General features: G+C 57.8%; 15 protein-coding genes and 2 pseudogenes. 14 read left to right on the top strand and 3 right to left on the bottom strand.

Features of this window, described 5'->3' with window-relative positions:
- Positions 1 to 153 precede the first annotated feature (153 nt).
- The 12 genes from ACGLHT_RS07775 to ACGLHT_RS07720 are packed head-to-tail and all read left to right on the top strand — an operon-like array spanning position 154 to position 9,118.
- A complete protein-coding gene (locus tag ACGLHT_RS07775) occupies positions 154 to 1,827 on the top strand; it encodes a GspE/PulE family protein (RefSeq protein ID WP_085692464.1) in 1,674 nt (557 codons plus the stop codon).
- Positions 1,811 to 2,602, top strand: a complete 792-nt coding sequence (locus ACGLHT_RS07770) for a hypothetical protein (RefSeq protein ID WP_274119917.1) — start codon at positions 1,811 to 1,813, stop codon at positions 2,600 to 2,602. The genes ACGLHT_RS07775 and ACGLHT_RS07770 overlap by 17 nt, the downstream gene beginning before the upstream one ends.
- A 1-nt stretch (position 2,603) precedes the next feature.
- Positions 2,604 to 3,146, top strand: a complete 543-nt coding sequence (locus ACGLHT_RS07765; RefSeq protein ID WP_274079793.1) for a PilN domain-containing protein — start codon at positions 2,604 to 2,606, stop codon at positions 3,144 to 3,146.
- Complete coding sequence (locus ACGLHT_RS07760; protein ID WP_137164143.1) at positions 3,133 to 3,696, top strand: GspMb/PilO family protein; 564 nt, start codon at positions 3,133 to 3,135, stop codon at positions 3,694 to 3,696. The genes ACGLHT_RS07765 and ACGLHT_RS07760 overlap by 14 nt, the downstream gene beginning before the upstream one ends.
- The gene (locus ACGLHT_RS07755; RefSeq protein WP_085615418.1) at positions 3,696 to 4,205 is read left to right on the top strand and encodes a hypothetical protein; all 510 of its coding nucleotides are present in this window, start codon (positions 3,696 to 3,698) and stop codon (positions 4,203 to 4,205) included. The genes ACGLHT_RS07760 and ACGLHT_RS07755 overlap by 1 nt, the downstream gene beginning before the upstream one ends.
- Positions 4,202 to 6,067 carry a secretin N-terminal domain-containing protein gene (locus ACGLHT_RS07750; protein ID WP_025339365.1) on the top strand — a complete coding sequence of 622 codons (1,866 nt, stop codon included), beginning with the start codon at positions 4,202 to 4,204 and terminating at the stop codon, positions 6,065 to 6,067. The genes ACGLHT_RS07755 and ACGLHT_RS07750 overlap by 4 nt, the downstream gene beginning before the upstream one ends.
- A complete protein-coding gene (locus ACGLHT_RS07745; protein WP_274119916.1) occupies positions 6,064 to 6,543 on the top strand; it encodes a type II secretion system protein in 480 nt (159 codons plus the stop codon). The genes ACGLHT_RS07750 and ACGLHT_RS07745 overlap by 4 nt, the downstream gene beginning before the upstream one ends.
- 5 nt (positions 6,544 to 6,548) lie before the next feature.
- A complete protein-coding gene (locus ACGLHT_RS07740) occupies positions 6,549 to 6,923 on the top strand; it encodes a type II secretion system protein (RefSeq protein WP_024087221.1) in 375 nt (124 codons plus the stop codon).
- A complete protein-coding gene (locus tag ACGLHT_RS07735) occupies positions 6,898 to 7,425 on the top strand; it encodes a type II secretion system protein (RefSeq protein WP_274119915.1) in 528 nt (175 codons plus the stop codon). Before ACGLHT_RS07740 ends, ACGLHT_RS07735 begins: the two co-directional genes overlap by 26 nt.
- A complete protein-coding gene (gene csgE / locus ACGLHT_RS07730) occupies positions 7,422 to 7,823 on the top strand; it encodes a curli production assembly/transport protein CsgE (protein WP_013972855.1) in 402 nt (133 codons plus the stop codon). The genes ACGLHT_RS07735 and csgE overlap by 4 nt, the downstream gene beginning before the upstream one ends.
- Positions 7,820 to 8,233 carry a curli assembly protein CsgF gene (locus tag ACGLHT_RS07725; protein WP_135003050.1) on the top strand — a complete coding sequence of 138 codons (414 nt, stop codon included), beginning with the start codon at positions 7,820 to 7,822 and terminating at the stop codon, positions 8,231 to 8,233. The genes csgE and ACGLHT_RS07725 overlap by 4 nt, the downstream gene beginning before the upstream one ends.
- A 33-nt stretch (positions 8,234 to 8,266) precedes the next feature.
- Complete coding sequence (locus ACGLHT_RS07720; RefSeq protein ID WP_274079791.1) at positions 8,267 to 9,118, top strand: CsgG/HfaB family protein; 852 nt, start codon at positions 8,267 to 8,269, stop codon at positions 9,116 to 9,118.
- A 144-nt stretch (positions 9,119 to 9,262) separates the two neighbouring features.
- On the opposite strand, the gene ACGLHT_RS07715 is transcribed toward ACGLHT_RS07720, so the two are convergent.
- The 3 genes and pseudogenes from ACGLHT_RS07715 to ACGLHT_RS07705 all read right to left on the bottom strand — a co-directional run.
- Positions 9,263 to 14,494 (bottom strand): RHS repeat domain-containing protein, encoded by a 5,232-nt coding sequence (locus ACGLHT_RS07715; protein ID WP_137164140.1) that lies wholly within the window; start codon positions 14,492 to 14,494, stop codon positions 9,263 to 9,265.
- A complete protein-coding gene (locus ACGLHT_RS07710) occupies positions 14,491 to 19,794 on the bottom strand; it encodes a hypothetical protein (RefSeq protein ID WP_137164139.1) in 5,304 nt (1,767 codons plus the stop codon). The genes ACGLHT_RS07715 and ACGLHT_RS07710 overlap by 4 nt, the downstream gene beginning before the upstream one ends.
- A 683-nt stretch (positions 19,795 to 20,477) precedes the next feature.
- Positions 20,478 to 20,582, bottom strand: a pseudogene (locus ACGLHT_RS07705) (IS5/IS1182 family transposase); the annotation flags it as partial.
- A 190-nt stretch (positions 20,583 to 20,772) separates the two neighbouring features.
- On the opposite strand from ACGLHT_RS07705, the pseudogene ACGLHT_RS07700 reads away from it, so the two are divergent.
- Together ACGLHT_RS07700 and ACGLHT_RS07695 are read left to right on the top strand one after the other, a co-directional pair.
- Positions 20,773 to 21,585 (top strand): annotated as a pseudogene (locus ACGLHT_RS07700) (RHS repeat-associated core domain-containing protein); the annotation flags it as partial.
- A 590-nt stretch (positions 21,586 to 22,175) separates the two neighbouring features.
- The gene (locus ACGLHT_RS07695; protein WP_137164813.1) at positions 22,176 to 22,412 is read left to right on the top strand and encodes a hypothetical protein; all 237 of its coding nucleotides are present in this window, start codon (positions 22,176 to 22,178) and stop codon (positions 22,410 to 22,412) included.
- The last annotated feature ends 201 nt before the right edge of the window (positions 22,413 to 22,613 follow it).

The following is a 22,613-nucleotide window of genomic DNA, read 5'->3' as shown; positions in this document are numbered from 1 at the left end:
CCCTGGCCGAGCCAGCCTGCGACGCGCCCCTGAGCGGAGTCGCAGGCCATGCCAGAAGCATTCGATGCAACCGTTACGGCCTTATCGCCGGCAAGCCAGCTCCCACAGGATTCGCGTTGCCTTCAGGATTGCGCTGTACCTGTGGGAGCGGGCATGCCCGCGAAGAATCCAACACCATTCTCAGCCTACCCCCGCGACCTCTTGGCCCAGGCCCGCCTGCAAACCAGCGACGAACGCCTGCTCACCCGCCTGGAACAGCTGGCCGGCGACACCCCCGACACTTTCACCCAGCGCCTGGGCCTGACCCTGCATTACCCGGTGCTGGGCAGCCACACCCTGCTGGCCAGCACCCCACGCTTCGACAAGGTCAGCCTGGCGATGTGCCTGAAGCGTGAATTCGTGCTGATCGAGCAGGGCGGCCAACTGCTGGGCGTGTTCGCCGACCCCTTCGACCACGCCCGCCTGGCCTGGATCGACGATGTGCTGCAAGGCGCACCGCTGTACCTGGCCCACGCCGCCGACCTGGCCACCTTCCTGGCCCGCCACGAAGAAAGCTTCCATGCCGTGGACGCCCTTGACCACGACGCCGAAACCAGCAGCGAAAGCGACCCGCTGCAGCGCCTGTCGCTGGCTAGCATCAGCGAAGACCAGAGCCGCGTGGTCAAGCTGGTCAACTCCACCCTGTACGACGCCCTCAAGCTGCACGCCAGCGACATCCACCTGGGCATGACCGGCCAGGGCCTGACCATCAAGTACCGCATCGACGGTGTGCTCAACGGCGCCGGCAAGGCCAGCGGCAGCGCCTTCGCCGACCAGGTGATCTCGCGCATCAAGGTGATGGCCGAGCTGGACATCGGCGAAAAACGCGTGCCCCAGGACGGCCGTTTCAAGGTTGCCGTGGGCGACCGGCAAATCGACTTCCGGGTATCGATCATGCCCAGCATCTTCGGTGAAGACGCCGTGCTGCGGGTGCTCGACAAGCAGGACCTGTCCGACCGGGTCAGCGGCGTGCAGCTGCAGGCCCTGGGCTTTGCCGAGGAAACCCTGCGCGCCCTGCGCCGGCTGGCCGCCGAACCCTACGGCATGATCCTGGTCACCGGCCCCACCGGCAGCGGCAAGACCACCACCCTGTACGCCATGATCAGCGAGATCAACCACGGCGTGGACAAGATCATCACCATCGAGGACCCGGTCGAATACCAGCTGCCCGGCGTGCTGCAGATCCCGGTCAACGAGAAGAAGGGCCTGACGTTCGCCCGCGGCCTGCGCTCGATCCTGCGCCACGACCCGGACAAGATCCTGGTCGGTGAAATCCGCGACCCGGACACCGCGCAAATCGCCGTGCAGTCGGCGCTCACCGGCCACCTGGTGTTCACCACCATCCACGCCAACAACGTGTTCGATGTGATCGGCCGCTTCAGCCAGATGCAGGTCGACCCCTACAGCTTCGTCTCTGCGCTCAATGCGGTGCTGGCCCAGCGCCTGATCCGCCTGGCCTGCCCGCACTGCGCCACGCCGTGCGAAGTCGACGACGACACCCTGTACGGTGCGGGCCTGACCCGCGAGGGCGTGGCCGGCTGGAAGTTCGTCCGCGCCCAGGGCTGCGGCCAGTGTCGCGGCAGTGGCTACCGCGGCCGCAGCGCCATCGCCGAACTGCTGCACCTGGACGACGACCTGCGGCAGATGATCGTCGAGCGCCGCCCCCTGTCGCAAATCAAGAACCTCGCCTGCCAGCGCGGCCTGCGCCTGCTGCGGGCCTCGGCCCTGGACCTGGTCCGGGATGGCCGTACCACTCTCGAGGAGATCAACCGTGTCACATTCATCTGATCGTGGCGCTTACAGATACAGTGCCGTACTCGGCGCCGAAGGTGCAGGCCTGGGTAGCTGGCACGCCAATCACCACCAATGGCTGGGCAGCCGCGACTTCACCTGCGATGCCACCCAACCGGCCTGGGAGGCCGCCGTCGATGCCCTGGCCACGCTGCTGGCCGAGCATGCCGTGCGCGGTGCCCAGTTGCGGGTGCTGCTGTCGGCCCGCTACAGCCGCTTCTGCCTGGTGCCCTGGAGTGATGCCATCAGCCACCCGCGCGAACTGGACGCCTACGCCCGGGCCTGTTTCGAAAACCTCTACGGGCAGCCGCTGGACGACTGGCGCATCGTGCTGTCGCCCGAGCCGGCCGGCGCCGCGCGCATCGCCACGGCGCTGCCCGAAGCCCTGCTGCAGCGGCTGCAGGCGCTGGGCCGGGAAAGCCACCTGAGCCTGCGCTCGGTGCAGCCGTACCTGATGGCCGCCTACAACCGCTGCTCGGCGCAGCTGGGGCAGGGCGACTTCCTGTTCGTCCTGGCCGAACCGCGCCGCAGCGTGCTGCTGCTGGCTGCTGGCGGGGCCTGGCAGCAAGTGCTGGCGCAAGGCTGCGCCGACAGCGACCAGGCCCTGCAAGCATTGATCGAGCGCACCTGCGAGCTGTACGGCGAGCACCTGCCACGGGTCTACCTGCATGCCCCGGGCCGGGGCGAAGTGCCGCAACTGGCGGCGGTGCATCTGTGCCAGCCGGCCAGCGACGCCGACCCGCTGTGCGCCATGTGGCGGGCGGTGGCCTGACATGCGCCGCCTCGACCTGGAATTCCAGCCCCGGCGCAACAGCCCGTTGGCCTGGTCGCTGCTGGCCGTGGCGAGTGCCATGGTCGCCGGCCTGGTGCTGCTGCAACAAAGCTTGCAGGCCGAGCAGGTCGAAGTGGAGGCCAGCGTGCACAGCCTGGAGCAGCAACTGGGCCGTCGCCCGGCCACTGTCGCACCGCTGGGCAGCGCCGCCAACCGCGAACAGGCCGAGCGCCTGGCGCAGATGCAAAGCGTGTCGCAGCAGCTGCAACGGCCCTGGCAGCAGCTGTTCGCCATGCTTGAAGCGCAACCCCAGGACGACGTGGCGCTGCTCAGCCTGGCCCCCGACGCGCGCAAAGGCCAGCTGCGCATCACCGCCGAGGCGCGCAACCTGGAAGCGATGCTGCAGTACCACCAGCGCCTGGAAGCCAGTGCCGAGCTCAGCGATGTGTCGCTGCTCAACCACGAGGTGCTGGCCGCGCAGCCCGAGCACCCGGTGCGCTTCACCCTCACCGCTACCTGGGAGACCGGCCATGCGCGCCCGTGAATCGCTGAACAGCCTGATCCTCCAGGAACGCCTGCGTCGCGTCGGCCCGGTCGGCCTGGCTGCGGTTGCGGTGGGCCTGCTGGCCTTTGGCGTGCTGTGCGGTGGGGTGGTGCCGCAATGGCAGAACCTGCGCGAGCTGCGCGCCGCTGAAGCGGACGCCAGCGTGCAGGTCGAGCGGGTCAGGCGTGGCGAACTGAAGATCGCCATCAAGCCCGAGCAGCAGGCCCTCGACAGCCTGCGCCAGCAACTGCCGGGGCAGCCCCGGGCCAGCGAGCTGATCGAGCGCCTGTACCACTTGGCCAGCGCCGAGCATATCAGCCTGGCGCGTGGCGAATATGCCCTGGGCATCGACCCCAGGACGCAACTGGCGCGTTACCAGATCGTGCTGCCGGTGCGCGGCAGCTATCCGCAGATTCGCGGCTTCCTCAGGGGCCTGCTCAAGCAGTTGCCGACCCTGGTGCTGGAAGACCTGGAGCTGCAACGCAAACGCATTGGCGACAGCGAGCTCAACGCCCGCCTGCGCATGACCCTTTACCTGTCGAGGTCGTGATGAACACACAACGTGCTGTCATCTGGGTTGGCTTCCTCGGCGTGAGCGCGGCGCTGGCCTGGGCCCCGGGTCATTGGTTCGGCGAGGAAGACAGTGTTGCCCCCTTCGCGGGCAAACCCACTACCACAAAATCGGCGGTATCCACGGTCCCTGTGGGAGCGGGTTTACCCGCGAAAGGGCCGGAACAAGCCTCAAGAGATCTCTTCCCGACCCAGCAATGGACCAAACCCCAGGCCCTGGCCACCGTCACCGAACAACCCGTGGTCACCGCACCCGCCGTAGCCGCAGCCCCGACTGCCCCGGCCCTGCCATTCCAGTTCATTGGCCGCATTGGCGACCGCGACGACCTGCAGATCTTCCTGCAGAGCGGCGAAAAACTCTACGTCGTGCGCCAGGGCGACGTGATCGAAGACACCTACCGCCTCGAACGGGTATCGGCCAGCGAGCTGCACCTGGTCTACCTGCCTTTGCATCAGTCGCAGACTTTGTCTGTAGGGAGCGCACCATGAAGTCGTCAAAGCTGTGCAAACCGGCTCCGTTCCTGCTAGTGGCGCTGTGCGTGGCCATTGCCGGCTGCGGCTCCAGCGCGGTACGCAAGGACAGCGACCAGCTGATGAAGGAGGGCCAGTACGAAGCCGGTATCGCCCGCCTGGAAGAAGCCCTGCGCGAGGACCCGCGTGACACCGAGCTGAACATCGCCCTGGCCCACAGCCGCCAGGCCGCGGTCGAAGCGCTGCTGACCCAGGCCGACGCCGACCGCATCCGCCACGACTTCGCCAGCGCCCGCATGGGCTATGGCCGGGTGCTGACCCTGGAGCCGAACAACCGCCGCGCCCAGGAAGGCATCCGCCAGCTGGAGCTGATCCGCACCCTCGACGAGCGCGTGGCGCTGGGCCAGGCGGCGCTGCGCCAGGGCGACCTGTTCGGTGCCGAGCGCTACATGCGCGAAGTGCTGCGCCTGGACCCGCAGAACCAGAAGGGCATTGCCCTGCGCAGCGACATCGAGAACGTGCAGGCGCGCACCGCGCAACCGTTCCCGCAGCTGCGCAGCAAGCTGGAGCGGCCGGTGACCCTGGAGTTTCGCGATGCCAACCTGAAGACCATCTTCGAGGTGCTGTCCCAGGTCGCCGGCATCAACTTCATCTTCGACAAGGACATGCGCCCGGACATGAAGGCCACCATCTTCGTGCGCGAGTTGCGCATCGAGGACGCCGTGGCGCTGCTGCTGGAACAGAACCAGCTGCGGCAGAAGATCGTCAACGAAAACACCCTGATGATCTACCCCGACTCGCCGCAGAAGACCAAGGACTACCAGGAACTGGTCATGCGCACCTTCTACCTGACCAGCATCGACTCCAACACTGCGCTGAACATGGTCAAGACCATGCTCAAGACCCGCGACGTGTTCGTCGACGAACGCCTCAACACCCTGACCATGCGCGACACCCCCGATGCCGTGCGCATGGCCGAGAAGCTGCTGCAGTCGCAGGACCAGTCCAACCCCGAGGTGGTGCTGGAAGTGGAAGTGATGGAAGTGGCCACTTCGCGCATCCTCGACCTCGGCCTGCAATGGCCCAACACCTTCGGCGTGCTGAGCTCCGACGGCCAGCCGGTGAGCGTGCTCGACCAGCTCAAGGGCATCGACTCCAGCCGCATCAGCATCGCGCCGGCGCCGCAGGCCAAGATCAACGCCCAGGACAAGGACATCAACACCCTGGCCAGCCCGGTGATCCGCGTCAGCAACCGTGAACAGGCGCGCATCCACATCGGCCAGCGGGTACCGATCATCAGCGCCACCTCGGTGCCGTCCACCCAGGGCCCGGTGATCACCGAAAGCGTCACCTACCTGGACGTGGGCCTGAAGCTCGAGGTGCAGCCCACCGTGCACCTGAACAACGAAGTGGCGATCAAGGTAGCCCTGGAGGTGAGCAACGCCACCCCGCTGGAAGCCACGCGCCAAGGCACCATCCCGGTCCAGGTAGACACCCGTAACGCCCAGACCACCCTGCGCCTGCACGATGGCGAAACCCAGGTGCTGGCCGGCCTGGTGCGCAACGACCACAACGCCAGCGGCAACAAGATCCCGGGCCTTGGCGACATCCCTGGCCTGGGCCGGCTGTTCGGCAGCAACAAGGACGACATGAGCAAGTCGGAGCTGGTGCTGGCGATCACCCCGCGCATCGTGCGCAACCTGCCGTACCAGAGCCCGTCGGACATGGAGTTCGCCACCGGCACCGAGTCGGCCATGCAGGTGCGGCAGATGGCGCCGTTGCCGCCGGCGGATGTGCCTGGCAATGCCCCGGCCACCGATGCCCCGGTGGTGGAAAGCCAGATGGCGATCGCCCCGGCCAAAGGGAGCCCGCGGCCATGATCGCGCAGCGCCGCATGCAGGGCTTCAGCCTGATCGAGGTGGTGCTGACCCTGGCACTGCTCGGGCTGCTTGCCAGCATGGCCGCGCCGCTGACCGAAACCGTGGTGCGCCGCGGCAAGGAACAGCAGCTGCGCGAGGCGCTGTACCAGATTCGCGACGCCATCGACGCCTACAAGCGCGCGTTCGATGCCGGCTACATCGAGAAGCGCCTGGACGCCAGTGGCTACCCGCCGAACCTGCAAGTGCTGGTCGACGGCGTGCGCGATGTGCGCAGTGCCAAGGGCGCCAAGTTCTACTTCCTGCGGCGCATCCCGCACGACCCGCTGCTGGCGGCCAAGGGTGAGGACGAAGGCGGGTGGGGGCTGCGCGCCTACGACAGCAGCCCCGACAACCCGCGCGAAGGCGAAGACGTGTTCGACGTGTATTCCAAGGCCCGCGGCAAAGGCCTGAACAACATCCCCTACGGGCAATGGTGACAGCCATGAAACGCAGCAAAGGCTTCACCCTGATCGAACTGCTGGTGGTGCTGGCGATCATCGCCACGTTGATGACCATCGCCATGCCGCGCTACTTCAACAGCCTGGAAAGCTCCCGCGAAGCCACCCTGCGCCAGAGCCTGGCGGTGCTGCGCGAGGCGCTGGACCACTACTACGGCGACACCGGCCACTACCCGGACTCGCTGGAGCAGTTGGTGGAACAGCGTTACCTGCGCAACACCCCGATAGACCCGATCACCGAGCGCAGCGATGCCTGGCAGCTGGTGCCACCGCCCGAAGGCGTGGCCGGCGGCGTGGCCGATATCAAGAGCGGTGCCACAGGGAGGGCGCGCGATGGCAGCCTGTTCGCGGAATGGTAAGGCCGACGCCGGCTTTACCTACCTGGGCGTGTTGCTGCTGATTGCGGTCAGCAGCGTGGCCCTGGCCGCCACCGGCACGCTCTGGGCCAGTGCCGCCCAGCGTGACCGTGAACGCCAGCTGTTGTGGGTGGGCAGCCAGTATGCCCAGGCCCTGCGCAGCTACTACCGCGCCTCGCCGGGGCTGGCCCAGTATCCGCAGGAACTGGCCGACCTGCTGCAGGACAACCGCTTCCCGCAGGCCAGGCGGCATATTCGCCGGCTGTACCCCGACCCCATCACCAACAGTGACGATTGGGGCCTGCTGCGCTCGATCGATGGCCGCATCACCGGCGTGCACAGCCGCTCGGACGCCACCCCGTTCAAGCGCAGTGGCTTCAGCGCCGAATGGAGCGGTTTCGATGGGCTGGAACATTACAGCGACTGGCAGTTCGTCGCCGAGCAGGCCTTTACCGAAAGTGCCGGTGGCGTGCAGACCCATGCCGGCCCGGGAGACAAGCCATGAGCCGCCTGGCCGCGCTGTGCCTGGGCCTGCTGCTGGTGGCAGTGCTGGCCACCTCGGCCAGGGCCGGGGACGAGGACGAGATGCAAGGCTTCATCGTCGACAACACCATCTCGCACATCGGCCACGACTTTTACTACTACTTCGCCGACCGCCTGCGCGCCACCAGCCGGCTTGATTTCAACCTGGTGGTGCGCGAACGCCCGGATGCCCGTTGGGGCAGCCTGGTCACCGTGGAATTCGAGCGTGAGGTGGTGTACCGCCGCTTCCTGCCGCCGAACACCACCGAGCTCAAGGACGAGGCCGTTGCAGCAGCCGACCTGGTCAAGCAGCAAATCATCCAACGCAAGTTGCAACGCCTGCTGCAGGACACCACCGATCTGGAGAGGGACGAGCTATGAAGTACCACATACCCCGTTGCATCGCCGCCTGCCTGTTTGCCAGCGCATGTGCCGCCCAGGCCACCGAGCTGGTGTACACCCCGGTCAACCCGGCCTTTGGCGGCAACCCGCTCAATGGCACCTGGTTGCTGAACAACGCCCAGGCGCAGAACGACCACGACGACCCCGACCTCAAGGACCGTTCCTCGGCCTTTACCGGCACCACGGCCCTGGAGCGCTTCAGCAACCAGCTGGAGTCGCGGATGTTGTCGCAGTTGCTGGACAACATCAGTAACGGCAACACCGGCAGCATGGCGACCGATGCGTTTCTCATCGACGTCATCGACGATTCCGGGGCCTTGAGTATCAAGGTCACCGATCGTGCCACAGGAGAAATTTCGATCATTGAGGTCAGCGGCCTCAACCCCTGAGAGGGAAGGGCTGTTTGTCGGGGAGAGAACAACATGAAACGTCTGCTGAGCACGCTGCTGATCCTCACCGCACTAGGCCTGCACGGTTGCGGCCTGCGCGAACCGATGCCCGCCGAACAGGACTCGGAAACCCCGACCCTGACCCCCCGTGCTTCGACCTACTACGACCTGATCAACATGCCCCGGCCCAAGGGCCGGTTGATGGCAGTGGTGTACGGCTTCCGTGACCAGACCGGGCAGTACAAGCCGACCCCGGCCAGCTCGTTCTCCACCAGTGTCACCCAGGGGGCGGCAAGCATGCTGATGGACGCCCTGAGTGCCAGTGGCTGGTTCGTGGTGCTGGAGCGTGAAGGCCTGCAGAACCTGCTGACCGAGCGCAAGATCATCCGTGCTTCGCAGAAAAAGCCTGATGTACCGGAAAACATCATGGGCGAGCTGCCACCGCTGCAGGCCGCCAACCTGATGCTGGAGGGCGGCATCATCGCCTACGACACCAACGTGCGCAGCGGCGGCGAGGGTGCCCGTTACCTGGGCATAGACATCTCCCGCGAGTACCGCGTCGACCAGGTGACCGTGAACCTGCGCGCGGTGGACGTGCGCACCGGGCAGGTGCTGGCCAATGTGATGACCAGCAAGACCATCTATTCGGTCGGCCGCAGCGCCGGGGTGTTCAAGTTCATCGAGTTCAAGAAGCTGCTCGAGGCCGAGGTGGGGTACACCACCAACGAACCGGCGCAGCTGTGCGTGCTGTCGGCGATCGAGGCGGCGGTGGGGCACTTGCTGGCGCAGGGGATCGAACGGCGGCTGTGGCAGGTGGCGGGGGATGCGGGGGAAGGGCAGGCTACGGTGGACAAGTATTTGAGCCAGAATCAGCAGCCTGATTGAGCTTGAGGGCCTCTTCGCGGGTGAGACCCGCTCCTACCGGTGTGTTGATATCCCGGTAGTAGCGGGTTTATCGTGGCGTCGAACCGCTGAGAAGAAGCCGGTGCAGATTACACAATCTATTGTTAATTTCCCACTGTGGTTTTATCAGCCTCGGACGTAAAGTTTAAGATCGGTGTGATTTTGTGGGAGATTTGTATTGGTTGGAAAGAAATAACGTTTATTGTAGGTTACATCATGTAAAGTAGGGTTGCTTTTCAATTTTAGTGATCTCAAATACATACTGTCATGAATGTATTGAGTGGCTTGTTTCACTGCATCCGGATAGGTTATCCAACCGGGGTTTCCTGGTGCTAGGGCGGCATTTGACTTTGTCACTATATGGTTGGCAATGAAGTCGATGGAATCGATGTTGTAGTTGACTGTAAGCTCGCCGACATATGCTTGCGTTACTTTTTTGCTTGCGTCTGAGAAATCCCGAGCGAGAGAATGTGTATTGCCATCTGCGGAGTGGCATATTTTTAGCTGGACGATGTCAATGTCGTCAAAGTTTATCAGGAATTTTCCAGTTGGACCTTTGAGCGCTTTCAGTTCGTTATATAGTTTTTGTCCATCCCAGTAAGAATACCGTTTTAATGTCCGGCCGCCAGTAACTCTTGGGGCGCGATCAGCAATTTGTACTCGCGCTGTGACGCCACCGTGTACGGTTGCTTTGGCAGGTGAACCATGAGCCATGACGATAAGCCGGGTAAGAGGGGCGGTGGATGTGAAGTCACACTGTAGTAAACTGGGGCCCAGCAAATAAGATTGTTCTTTCGCGACCGTTCGTAAATCGGTATCAGTAATGTGGTTGATGGCGTTCTCTACTGCCGCAGTGACAGCACGTCTGCTGCGAGACAGCTTCATTTGCAGAGAGTTAGTGTGATTGATAACGTCTGTAACGGTGTCTTGTATCTGCTTTTGCGCTTGACTGGCGGTATCCAATGCGGTTCGCGCACTGGCGCGATCCGCCTCGATTAGCTTAGCGGTTTCGGCGAGTGCTATTTTGTTTGCTTTCTTCGTGTTTTTAAAAGGATTTAGAGCTGTGAGTTGCTTGTAACAGGCTGGACGATAGTTGTGCTTTTTTAAAAAATCTACAATGACAGCGGTATTGGCACTGCTTTGATTAGGCATCGCATTGACGCGTTTTGTAATAAGCGTCCAGTCGGCCCGAAGTTTCTCCACCTTGGCAATGGGGAGTGCCGCTGCTTGGACTGCAGTCTCGGCATCAATCAGATCTGCGATAAGTTTTGCAGTTTTGGTGTGATGGCTAGAGATAGCGGAGCTTATAGACTTCAGCTCCGCAATAGAGCTTTGTGCGGTTGTCAAAGCGTGCGATGCTGTGGCTTTAGCAATAGTTGCTATTACGTTGTCTACATCCAAGAGTGTCTTGTTCAGGCGCTTAGTGCTTGCAGCCATTCGAGACAGGTTTTCCCCAAGAGATGCCTTTACATTAAAATCGTCGATCCCGATCCATAGGCCACCATTTCCACCTGGGTTGCTGGGGAACAGGATACTGGTGTTATCGAGGATATTTCCGCCCAATCGCTCAATGGTCATTCCAGATTGTGTTACGCCATTGTCAAGCATGTTCGTGAGCGCAGTCGGCGTGGTCGGAAGCTTGGTGCAGAGGGCATGATAGGACTGTGAGGATTTGAAGAGTGCTTTTAGGCCCCCCATTTTTATCGCGTTTCGCAGTTGAACCACTCCACGGCTTGCTCTGCGTACGACTCTGACCAGCCACAGCCCAGCTTTGCCAATACCTTTGGCGCCTGCATCAAGAAAATTGGCTGCCAGAGAACCCCACCCCAGTTTTTTTGAAAGATCCGGGTTAGTTTGCCGCAACGCCAGCTCTGCTGCGCCCAGGCCGAAACTTACAAGGCCAGCAGCAAGCAGTACTGCTCCAGCAGCACCACCCGTGATAACGGACAAGCCAACCGTTAATAGCATGCCGTAAGCGAGTAACGCCCATTCCCACCATGCAGCAGCTTCATGATGGGGTGGCTTGGTTTCGCTGATCATTTGATCCAATGAAAAAAGATTGGCCGATGCCTCCCTCCGGCTAATCATGATATGCCCGCTCGGGTCATGCCAATTTACGGGGTCACGACCTGCGCAGTAGGCCAGATTATTCAGCCCACCGTTTTCAAAGGGGCTGAGACTGTCGCTTTGGCAAAACGCCTGGTGACGGGGATTGTAGAACCTCGAGCCGAAGTGATAACAGCCTGTCACCGGGTCGACGCGTTGGCCATTGTAGCCAAGGCCACTGTTCAACTTGTTGAGGCGCTCCAGAGGCGCCTCACCCCAAGGGGTAAAGCCGACTGACTGACTTGACCAGAGTCCCGAGGCATTGAACGAGTACTCCTCGGCGCTGCTGTTTTGTGGATCCGGAAAAACATACAAGGTCTGACTGTCACCCGTTTCTTCGCCCATTTTGTGAAGCTGTACGATCAAGCCAGCCTCTTCATCAAATGTACGATAGCTTAAAGGTTGATTCTGGCTGTTCAACCAGACCTCGCCACCCAATTGATCTTCGGTGTAATGCAGCACACGCCATTGCTGATTGGCGGCATCCCATTGCCCTGCTAGTCGGCCACTTTCATCGTACTCATAGGTCGTATCAGGTTGATCGTTCAGCGTCTGTGCAACAGACAGTAGTTGTCCTGTCTGGGTATACGTGAACTGGCTGTCGTTAACGTCGTTGAGTGCACTACCATTTTTATCGGTCTGAAAGGAGATGGAAGTGGGTGGTTGGGTACTTCCATCTTCACTTAAAAGCGCGACGGTCACACGGGTGCGTTGGGTGGGATGTGACGGGTCGTCATAAGCATACGCCCGCTGTTCGCCCGCGCCATCGATAAATGTCGTGGTGCAGGTAAGCAGGTTGCCAATAAAGTCATAGGTGTAAGCTTGTTCTCGAATGTGTTTGCGATTGATATCTTCAATCTGGAAACCTTCGGCTGCCTCCACCGTCCAGTGAGTAAGTTCGTTGCGTAGTTTGTCGTAGGAAAAATTTTCTGTGCGAGAGGGTTCGGTGTTTCCATTGCGGAACCATTCTTTTTTCGACAGTTGTCCGGTTTCTGACCAGCTAAGTTTATACCTGCTCTTGGTCGTGCCGTTCAAACTGTAAATACGTTGAACTTCCCTGCCAAAATTATCGTAATCGTAATCGACAGTTAGCTGTTGTCCTTGTCGCAAGTCATCCACGGCCATACGCTTGACCGAACCCTGTGCAGTATAGAGATAGCGATATTCAAAGTGACCGCGGCGTACGCGGCTGCGCCGATTCCTGCCATCGGACCAGACTCGCTTGGCTGAACCATTCGCGAGTTGCACTTGCTCAACATTGCCACGCAGTGAGTGAAGGCTGCATTGCTCATGGGAAACGCCATGTGTCGTCCGGCGCCTGGTCAGGTTTCCAAGCAGTTGCGGGGATAACACCTCTGTGCTGATGCGAGTTTGCAGGTTGGCTCTATGAGCAGGCCGCTCTATGTGTATGGCTTTAGTGAATGCGTTGTAGGTAAACGACGCAATCATTCTTTTGCTGTTGGGGCGCTGCAGGTCGCTATGGAACCAGAAAACCGCGTTGCCATCTGCACTGCTCTCGTTCCACACTCGAATACCGTCTGGGCGCTGGTACCCATTGTCTTCAAATGTGAACGTGCGTAATGAGTCATTGGTGCCCACTGTAAGGGAACACGTTGTACTGTTTGTTTCATCGAAGGCTTGCTGTCCAAGTTGAACTTGCTGGCCGGATGGAGATTTGATGTAAATTCTAGTCGGTTTAGTGTTGAAGCCTTCGAAGGTCCAGGTTGTCGACGTGCCGTCAGGAGACGTTATCTTCGTACGCCGCCCCAGTTCGTCAAAGGTGCTTTTCCATTCCCGGGTTAAGTCGCCAATGGTTTCATTGATTTGTTCGCATTGCCCACGTGCATTAATTATTTTTTCAGTGACTACGCCGGCGGTCTGCATCTGCTGTTGCACATTGTCCCATGTGAGGTGCGACTCTCTGATGGTGACGCATCCGTTGTGATGGTTATGTTGTGTTACTTCCTGGCTGCGTAGTGTTCCAAGCAGTGGCGTGCCTGTAACGGATCTGGTTATTTGGTTTGTTGTTCCGTCTGTTTCGGTTTGCGTGTGCTGTTCGTTAATTTCCCAGAACCAATCCCGCAGTGCGCCAGACAAGCTCACCCCTTTGTTTTGAATGCACAGTCCACCTGCATGATAGTCGTAAGTGCAGCGTTCCAGAACCTCTCCAGAGGAACCATACAAAATTTCTTCAAGGCATACGAAGTCGTTGTCTTTATCGCAGACGTTGACCAGACGTTGCAATTCGCGGCGTACCGGGCGCTGAAGGCCATCGAGCAAAGTGCGCCCTTTGCGACCGTCTGGCCCAGTAGTTGTGACCCAGTTCCCCCCAGCCTCTTGACTCCACTGGTGATGAACGCCTGCCAGTCCGAGGCCATTAGCAAGGCCTGACTGGAAACAATTAGTGTCCCAAGCATAGACGGTACTGGTTAGCAATCGATCAAGTGAATCGTGCGAGCGATAGACCATTGTAGTTGGCCGGCCCAGCTCATCCTGCCTTGACTCACGGAGGATACGGCCGCTACGCCCCGAGCGTATCTGCTGAGTAACAATCGCCGTCAACTCCAGCGCGCCCAATTTCAAGGGCGACTCACCCTTCGTCCACAGCGTGCCGTTGAGGGAATCGACGGTTGTGGTTTCTTTTAATGTTTGAGTGTGGCGTGTTTCACTGTTTTTGTACCACCGTGTTGAGGTTGTCTCGGTCTTGCTCTGTACAGACCCATGGGAGTTTTCTATTTGTTGCAGACTAACTAGCAACCCTTCCCGGCCTGACGCTTTTGTGAGGGTCCACGGTGTGCTGGAAGTGTCTACCTCAACGCCCTCCAGGTTCAGAATAATGTCGGGAATCAGCATACCTTGGCTGTCTCTGTTGGCACGACCGTAGCCAAACAAGGAAACACTGATGTCCGAGCGGCTTCCATCGGGGAACGTCACATAGTTGCACTGTGCAAGAAGCGGAGGGGATAGGGCATCAGGAATCTCGGGGCACGCCAGTGGTTGAGCCAAGGCGGATGTTTCACCTTGCTGAAGCCTGAAGCCTTTCAACAATTGGTTAAGCTTTGGAACCTGATCGCTTCGATCAGGCTTATCCGCACTGGCTTGGGCTGCGTAATAGCAAAGGTGCGTGGTCTGCCCATCATCGGTGACGGCTTTCGTAAGCAGTGCCGTATTCGCATCGTAGGTGAAATGTGTGGTTTCTTTCGATGCCCGCGTTTTGGCACTTTTGGCAGCGTGATCGAGATGAGTACTCATGATTGGCTCTCCGGTGTGACGCTTTTCGCATTGCGGTCGTTCAGGACCTGAGCGCGCAGGTCTTCAAATGTCACCGTTGTGCTTACTGGTTGAGTGGCCAACCGATAGATGACAGCCGGATCGGTGCTGGTGATCGCGTCTGGATAGGTATGGGTCGTCGTCTCGCGAGCAAGTCCCGGCGTTGTTTCAACGGTCTGAGTTTCGACCAAGAAGCCGTTGGTGAGCGTCCAGGTCCGTCGGGTAGACGGACCATGATGATGGGTACCGGTCTCCAGGCTGCGGGTGGCGCTGAAGGTATCGCCTTCCTTCATTGCAAGTACGCTGGTATTACCGTCCCATTCCCAGATATATGTGATTGGGCGTTGCCCTGCGCCGGGCAACAAGGTATGGCGCACCACACGGGAAAGCGGAATGATGCTGTTGCTGACGTCCCAGTCTTTCCACATTGGCGCGTAGCTCACGTACTCGAGTGAGCCATCCTCCTCGGCTACGGAGCACAGCACGCGGTCCAGAACCGCTTCTCCCTCGTAGCCGAACACGACTGATTGTACTGGGGAGGCATCGCGCAGGCCTTGGCGTTTCAGTTGAATGAGCAGACAGTCCTCGATAGTGAGGCTAACGGTATAGGCCTCATCGGTGTCCGGCCAGACGGTGAATTGGCTGGTGTAAGTGCCAGTTGCTGTGGGTGGTTCATGCACTGCCGTTAGCAACTGGATGGAGCCTTCAGCGATGGAGTGCAGGTGTACATGGCCTTTTCTTCCTTCCCATGACAGCGTCAGTGTGCTGCCTTGTGGTGCCGAAATCTGGCTGGGTGTCAGGATGAAGGCCTTGCGATCCATCTCGCTTTCAAGTTTGCCTATTTCGTCGAGTTTGCTTTGGAAGTTACTGCTCTGCTCGGTCGATAGCCCAGACTCGCGGAGCCATTTCTGCAGGTTTTCCTTGATCTTGCGAACCTTCAGAAGGAGCGCGTCTTTATAGTCCTTACTGGCTTCCTGACCGTCGTGGAGAGCGGGCTTGGTCAAGGTCTCTTGGCGGCCGGAGGGGTAGATCACTGTCAACGCTGTCAGGGAAGCAAAGCTGCCTGTGGCGCCTGTCAATGTGACTCCGTTGATGGCCAAGCGCTTGTTGCCTTTTGCCTTATCAATATGATCGGCGGTGAGCGTGATGGTTTGGCCGGTGTACAGCGTCAGCTTGTGTAAACGGTTATCCCAGGCGCTGAAGCGGAATGCCCAGCCATCTCCCAGAGCACTTTCGTTGGCGCGTGTGGCGCAGTAGTGAAGGTTGAGTTCTATCTCCGGTCCATTGCCCGATAACCCGCGGATTACAGCTACGGAATAATGTGCATGGAACAGCCCGGTCTTGGCATCGACACCGTTCTCACTGGCGCCGCTGACATCGTAAACCTCTGAACCTACGGTATTGGCGTAGTCTGCGCAGAGCGTGTCCTTGGGCTTGAAGTCTCGCCCAGCGTAGGGTTTCTGAATCATGAACGGAGCTTGGCCTACTCGTCGCCCTTCGGGAGTTAGGCTTCTACGTGTTGGTACGATGCCTGTTCGGCTGACGCTGCTTGCGCTGCAAATAACTTCGTTCGGTCTGATGTCGGCGGAGCGCGGAATGTAGAGTCGAAAACCACCGTTTGGTGCATTGGCATCGACGAGTAAGTCAGGTGCGAAATCTGAAGTGTAGGAAATGAATCGAATCCCTTTTTCAACAGCGCTTGCAGTGAGTTGCAGGTGAAGGTACTCGGCATTGACCTCATCGATGCGCCCCAACCGTGAGACGAGAGCTGCTTCATCCAGTAACTTGCAGGTTTCAGCGATTCCAGGTGTCGCCAACAAGCCTGCAATTAGCTCTCGACTGCACTCATTTCCCTCAGGTGTGGCCGTAGCGTCATTCGTGTCTGCATCGCGGATATTACCTGACAGGTCTGATAAGCTCAGATCTTTTAAGGAAAAATCTGCTCGGTCAATAATGAAATACTCAGGAAATTCCGAAAAGTTCTCATTCCTGGCAGGGGGTGTTATTTGTTTTTTTGCCAGCGCGTCGAGGCACTCAAGCACTAGATCAGCTTCTGCCGTCAACAAGGACGCGTCCTTGAAAGCGTGCAATATGTTGGCGAGATCGGGAGTATGCTCGCGCGCTTGAGTGAGATGCCGAGTGTGCAGCCGATTGTTGCTTGCGAGTGAAAGAAGCTTCAGCGCGGCGGCAATAGGGAAGTAATCAGGGTTTGGCCTCGCAAAGGCGATAGTCATCTGATAGTCGTTACTTGAAACGCACTCGGTCCAATACGATGTTCCGCGAGATTCGCGCCAGGAATAATGCGGAGGTTGCGAGTTTGTACGTAATTGCCATACATCTTTTTGTGGGTAGGGTTGGTTGCCTCTTGAGAGCTTGGATGCTACCAGTGCAGGAACATTGGCCGAAGGTATATAGAAGTCGAAGTCGGGGCGCTTCATCAGTTCGCGAGTAAACCGTTCGCGAGCTTCTCGTCGATTTACTTCTTTTCGATCTCGCTCGGTTAGAGGCTCATCACCAAAAGCGATCATGCTCGAAAAATGAGTGTGGTAGCTGGTCACATACGCCCGTTCTTCCTCTTTCAACCAGGCGTATTCTTCTGCTTCTTCCCACTGGAAATAATCGCGCACGAAAGTAAATTCAGGGTAAAGATCAGGAAGGCAGCGCGCGGCTGGGGTGAGTTCTTTTTCAATTTGATCGACAATCAGGACACTCTCCAACGCCTTAGGCAGCCACAGCGTATGATTAGACAGATCCATTGCATCAATGACCGGCTGCGGATGTAGGGCATCCAGTGTGCCCCACCGCACGAATTGAGACCCAAGCTGCAAGGCCAATCCCTTAACCCATTGAGCGAGCGACTGGGTTTGCTCTGAATCCGCTGTGAACATCCAGGTTGAAACAGCCTGCTCGTTCCAGCGATCGGTCAGTGCCAAGGTCAAACCTTGCTTATAATCCTGGTACAGCTGCTGAAGCGTGAGTTTTTGACCCGCCAGCGTTTCAAGCGCTGGCTCATAAGTGCCACCTAGGCTGGGAAGGCCCTCTACAATGAATCTTGCAGGTAGTGGCAATAGCCACAGCCACCAACCGTCTGCTGAGTCCGGTTTGCCTTTGTGAGAATAAGCATCCCCGAGCCGTAGGCAATCTCCCAGTGCAGACGTCTGCAGCGTCTCGGCCAGTGAAAGGAGGCACGCTTGGGCATCAGACTCACCTTGCGGGACAGTGAAGCTGAGCGGCGATCCAGGCAACTGCGTGCTGCTGTATTGGTCGAGCATGTGAAACTTTATTTCCTGACCAGCCACTGGCGTAAAGGCACTCACTGCCCGATGCTTTCTGAATGACAGTGCGTCGAGTTCAACCGAAAGGTTGGACTGCTGAGGAATCCAAAGTGAGTTTTCGCTGGGCGCTGCAGTTAGGGTTACTCCATCTTCCGCTAACGCACCTGCTCGCAGCATCCCGTATTGGCTATTGGCATTGAGGTGCTGCTTGTTAATGAAGTCACAAAACCCGTTGGTCCACGTACTTGAAGCGGCATTGTCCGTGGCAATTGAGTAGAGATGGGTTTCATACAGGCGTAGGGTCGTTCGGTCGCGCACTTGTACAGAGACAGTATCGCCCTCGGCGGGCGGATAATCAGGGAGGTTGCAGGCGATAACCTGATTGGCGGTGAAGGGGGCATTGGTGAACAGCCGGCAGTTATCCGCGTAGTACCATAGGCGGTTTAGCCTATGTTTTTCTGATGATTCCAGTCTTAAGAAGTCGGTGGTACGCAAAACTGTATCGGCTATTGCCATCCCGCCGGAATCTGCTAGATAACCCGCGCACATCCACTGGTTACCATCTGCCACTGCCGGCGTCGCATTGAGGGTTGAAAGAAACACCTTTGGCCAGCTTTCCAAGATGTTGTCGTCCGTCGTTGCCTGAGAGGACACAGTCTTGAGAATACGTCCATCGTGTTCACTGATGACCCAGGCTTTTACGCATTCGCCGGGTTTCAAATCGCGATCGGCTAGCAAAAAAACTGGGCTACACCACGTGTGAGCACCGCCACCGATCGTGGTAGGCTCAAACCCCGTCATATTGGGCAACATGTCGTTATTTAATGCGCTGGCGGAAACAGTCCATTGTGCAGCCGGATATAATGCTTCAATTGTCTGCGCGTCTGAAGGCACGGGTTCGGCAGTGAGCTCGATGTCGGCCAGCGTGTAGACGGCTGCGATTTCGGACTCATCGATATCGACACTATCGTATGCTGCGAATTTTGCGATAGACTCGTGCTGCTGGCTCAGCGCGTCAAAGGTTTTTTTAAAGGGGATGCTGCAACCGAAAGTAATGCTGCCTGAATAAACGTCATGTGCGGTGACAAGGCCGAAATAGCCGTAGTGGCTGTCGGTTTTTGCCGGATCGCTTTCCAATAATACCAATAGTGGTCCGGTTTCAGTGGTCAAGTCATCGTGTTCGTAGACAGGCTTGACAGGTTTTGCCCCTGCTTCAAGCAAGGCATTAATCAGGTTTTTTCTTGCTGTACGTGCTTCCGTTACCGCATTGAAATCCGATACGGCTGCCAGCGAATAAATTTTGCGGATGTGTTGAGTAGCGATGTAGATTTCGTCGTCAGGTGCACAGAAATAACTCAGGATGGGATATTTCTCCGCTAGCTCTGTTTTGACGTCCCGGAGCATTTTGTCTGTTGATACGGAGATGTGCTGTGCGTTTGACAGGAAAGGCGGGTTATTATCAAGATAACCCAGTAAGCTATAGTTTTTCAGTTTTCGAAGAATAGGGTCGGTATGTTCGTCATGCGCATAATATCCCCAGGGGGTGTCGATGCTGTCATGGTCTTCCGCGAAATTTTCGATAGGGTGTTTAAGTTCAATCAGTACGGGTGTGTGGCTGGCGGAGATTCGCGCAAGTTCTCCAATGGTTTTTATCGAGGCTCCCGCTTCAATTATGCTAGATAGGAGCTCCTCGTAAACGGCTTCATACGGTTCGTAAATTTCAGGGTTGCAGCTATAGAGCGTGATGACTTCGGGCGCAATGCCATGGATGTCCTTCAGAAGCTCCGTATGCGCTGGACCTAATGCGGATTCATCAAAAACAAAACGTTTGGGGTATTTTCGGCTGCTGTCCTGAGCGGCTGTAACCCCGTCGCTCTCCAGGCTCCAAAAAGTACTGTCGTTTGTATATAGGGCTCGAATTGTTATGTTATCGCCATTTTTTAGTTTGGCTTTCTCGATGACTTCTTTGTTGTAGCCTGTTTTTAATGTGTCTGAGAAACGGCCCATTGAACTATCCTTGATTATCACCATGGGTGAGCGGGCGTTAGGCCCGGTGTGAAAAGCTTTGATGCTCGGTAATGCTGCATTGAAAACCGCCTCGGCATGCTCGTTTACGATCTGTAAACTCCGCTTCCTCGTCTGCTGTAGCTTTGCCTGGCCTGAGTCTCAAGACTTTCACACAGAGCGTAGGACCCTGAGATAAATATGTGGCATGCCCGGTACTGCACATAAAAAACTTCGGTGCCTTGAGCTTTATTCAGTTCTGAGTGTTTGTCACCTAGCAAAAATGTCAGTTACTCTGCTTCGGGAGTTGACTGTCCCGTACGCGCCACCACGGCGTGCTCCAGTTTCTCCAGGTGCGAATCCAGCCATCCACCGTTTTTGCTGGAGCTGGCCAGGGGGGACCTGTAGTGATCTTTATTGAGCAATGAACCATGGGCTGGATTCGGCCAAGGCGGTGATGGAGGCGTTGCTGGATGGGGGAGAGGTAGCGGCTGGTTGGGCGGAAGACGATCTCCGGTGTCTTACGGGCTTGGCGCCAGTGACATTGAGCGCCGGCCGCGCGGCACGATGTCAGCCCCCACCCAAAACCCAAGCCATGCCCCAGCCTTTTCGCCGGGCACCTGACCTCATATGCCCAGCCACTGCTGGCCTGATGGAATGCTGACCTCGTCCAGTAGCTGGGCTTAGATGTCACTGGCTTGTCCGCCAGAGAGGAGAAAACGCAGGGGTGTCCCGTTAGCGTCGCAGAGCATGTGGATCTTGGTTGTCAGTCCGCCGCGACTGCGGCCTAGGTTTTGCGACCTAGCATTTTTGCCAGTAGAAATTTCTACCTGTAGTCATGAATATCTTGATTAAGCTGAAGGTGGAAAATTAACATGGTACTTACCTCGGGAACATTATCTGGCACTTCGCGTGGCATGCTGCGGTCTGGTGCTTTTTCTTATTCACCTTTATGGTGACGTTTCCCGATCATCAAGTCTGCTCGGTTTCAACGGCGAGCGACTAGACCCAAATACCTGTAGCTATCTGCTGGGGAACGGTTATCGATTATTCAACCCTGTTCTGATGCGATTTTGTTCTCCGGACAGTGTAAGTCCGTTCGGGGGCGGCGGATTGCATTCATATGCTTATTGTCAAGGGGATCCTATAAATTCAAGAGACCCGAGCGGGCATGCCCCTGTGCCCCGAGGTTATGATTTTGTAGGTTACCATGGCAGCACACTAAAACATCAACTTTCGTTGCAGAGTAGTGTTCAGCTCAAGTCACGTCCTTTGGTTCGTCATGGCGAGGGGTTTTATTTTACGCAGGACAAAAAGCTGGCATGGCATTATGCTAGGAGAACAAGTAAGCGTGAACGTGGATCAACCCCACATGTGTTTGGTGTGTATGTAAAAAACTTCAAAGAGCTTGAGGCTGGCTCGGAGGTCTTTAATCTCTGGAATGGCAGTGATAGACGCGTCAAGGAAAGCTACCGGATTAGTGCGTCAGCATTTGATAAAGTAATAGTGCGGAAAACATATGGCGGTGCCCTTGTTCGTAGAAATTCGTTTATTAAGTATCCGGAATCTCATTCTCAGGTGGCTCAGGGATATCAGGGCTTCCAGAGCTTCCAGGACTTCCAGGACTTCCAGAATTTCCAGAATTTCCAGAATTTCCAGAATTTCCAGAATTTCCAGAACTTCCAGAGTTACCAGAATTACCAGAATTACCAGAATTTCCTGAACTTCCAGCGCTTTCAAAATTTCCAGGGCTTCCAATTCTCCCAGGATGTTCAGAACATTCGTCGCTTCTAGAACTTTCAATGCCCGCAGTAGCAGAGAAAAAGGCCGGTACGCTCTAGCAGTAAGTATTGAAAGCCCGTTTCATCCATGCCTTACAGAAATAGTCTGATGGGTGATTGGGCTTGAGGGCTTCGTCGCGGGCTTGCCCCCTCCCAGTGTGCCCGGCATGGGCCAAAACCAGTCATCTGTGAATGATGATCAGACTGAGTGACCATCACTGTAGTGAAACGCAAGGTGGACGCCGCGAGGCCAAGCTGAAAGAAACGCATAGCAAAGGCACGACCGTAGGAACACGAACAGGCAGTGAGGCCGGATGTTCATCAAGGCGCACAAGCGCCCGCTATGCGATACAGTTGGCGCTTTTTTGTGCCCGGCTGTTTCGTTTTATGGCGGCTGTGCGTAGGGCGCCTCCGTGCGCGCCGGTTTGCTAGATTCCCGGTCTACCAACCTGCGTACAGCCGTCACCATCTCGTTTGGTAGCGATTTGTGGCGGCTCCAGTGAATCAAGGAGCGACACAATGACAAAAGGCTTACCCGATTCTCCCGTACGCGCCACCACGGCGTCCTCCAGTTTCTCCACGTGCGAATGCAGCCATCCGCCGTTGTTTGCCGTGCGTTCTGGGGTGGACTACGAAGATGCGCTGGTGCATCTATCCACGCTGCTCAAAGGCGCGTTTGCGACCAATCTCAAGGCACTGGAGCTGGCCAAGGGGACCTGTCGTGATCTGTTGTGGAGCAACGACCATGGGCTGGATTCGGCCAAGGCGGTGGTGGAGGCGTTGCTGGATGGGGTGGAGAGACAGCAACTGGTTGGACGGAAGACGGTACCGGGTGTCTGACGAGCGTTTGGGCTTTGTTGGACTCTAGCGGCAGCCGTGATTGACCTCGAGGGCCTCTCTTCGCGGGTGAACCCGCTCTCATACAACACGTGACTCATTGGTTAAGCGAGGTTCTGTAGGAGCAGCCTTGTGCTGCGAAGAGGCCTGTACTGACAAAGCCTGTCTGTTGCTTGTACCGGCCTCTTCGCAGCACAAGGCTGC

Origin of the sequence: Pseudomonas sp. PsB (assembly GCF_043658375.1) — a bacterium.
Lineage (GTDB): Bacteria > Pseudomonadota > Gammaproteobacteria > Pseudomonadales > Pseudomonadaceae > Aquipseudomonas > Aquipseudomonas putida_Z.
The sequence above is the reverse complement of the archived record's forward strand: the minus strand, read 5'-3'. Positions and strand labels throughout refer to the sequence as shown.

What these genes read in the sequence shown, in the direction of transcription:
- ACGLHT_RS07760 (WP_137164143.1), top strand. Translation starts at nt 3,133, where the DNA reads ATGCGCGCCCGTGAATCGCTGAACAGCCTGATCCTCCAGGAACGCCTG.
- ACGLHT_RS07725 (WP_135003050.1), top strand. Translation starts at nt 7,820, where the DNA reads ATGAAGTACCACATACCCCGTTGCATCGCCGCCTGCCTGTTTGCCAGC.
- ACGLHT_RS07740 (WP_024087221.1), top strand. Translation starts at nt 6,549, where the DNA reads ATGAAACGCAGCAAAGGCTTCACCCTGATCGAACTGCTGGTGGTGCTG.
- ACGLHT_RS07745 (WP_274119916.1), top strand. Translation starts at nt 6,064, where the DNA reads ATGATCGCGCAGCGCCGCATGCAGGGCTTCAGCCTGATCGAGGTGGTG.
- ACGLHT_RS07715 (WP_137164140.1), bottom strand. Translation starts at nt 14,494, where the DNA reads ATGAGTACTCATCTCGATCACGCTGCCAAAAGTGCCAAAACGCGGGCA.
- ACGLHT_RS07775 (WP_085692464.1), top strand. Translation starts at nt 154, where the DNA reads ATGCCCGCGAAGAATCCAACACCATTCTCAGCCTACCCCCGCGACCTC.
- csgE (WP_013972855.1), top strand. Translation starts at nt 7,422, where the DNA reads ATGAGCCGCCTGGCCGCGCTGTGCCTGGGCCTGCTGCTGGTGGCAGTG.
- ACGLHT_RS07755 (WP_085615418.1), top strand. Translation starts at nt 3,696, where the DNA reads ATGAACACACAACGTGCTGTCATCTGGGTTGGCTTCCTCGGCGTGAGC.
- ACGLHT_RS07735 (WP_274119915.1), top strand. Translation starts at nt 6,898, where the DNA reads ATGGCAGCCTGTTCGCGGAATGGTAAGGCCGACGCCGGCTTTACCTAC.
- ACGLHT_RS07765 (WP_274079793.1), top strand. Translation starts at nt 2,604, where the DNA reads ATGCGCCGCCTCGACCTGGAATTCCAGCCCCGGCGCAACAGCCCGTTG.
- ACGLHT_RS07710 (WP_137164139.1), bottom strand. Translation starts at nt 19,794, where the DNA reads ATGGGCCGTTTCTCAGACACATTAAAAACAGGCTACAACAAAGAAGTC.
- ACGLHT_RS07720 (WP_274079791.1), top strand. Translation starts at nt 8,267, where the DNA reads ATGAAACGTCTGCTGAGCACGCTGCTGATCCTCACCGCACTAGGCCTG.
- ACGLHT_RS07750 (WP_025339365.1), top strand. Translation starts at nt 4,202, where the DNA reads ATGAAGTCGTCAAAGCTGTGCAAACCGGCTCCGTTCCTGCTAGTGGCG.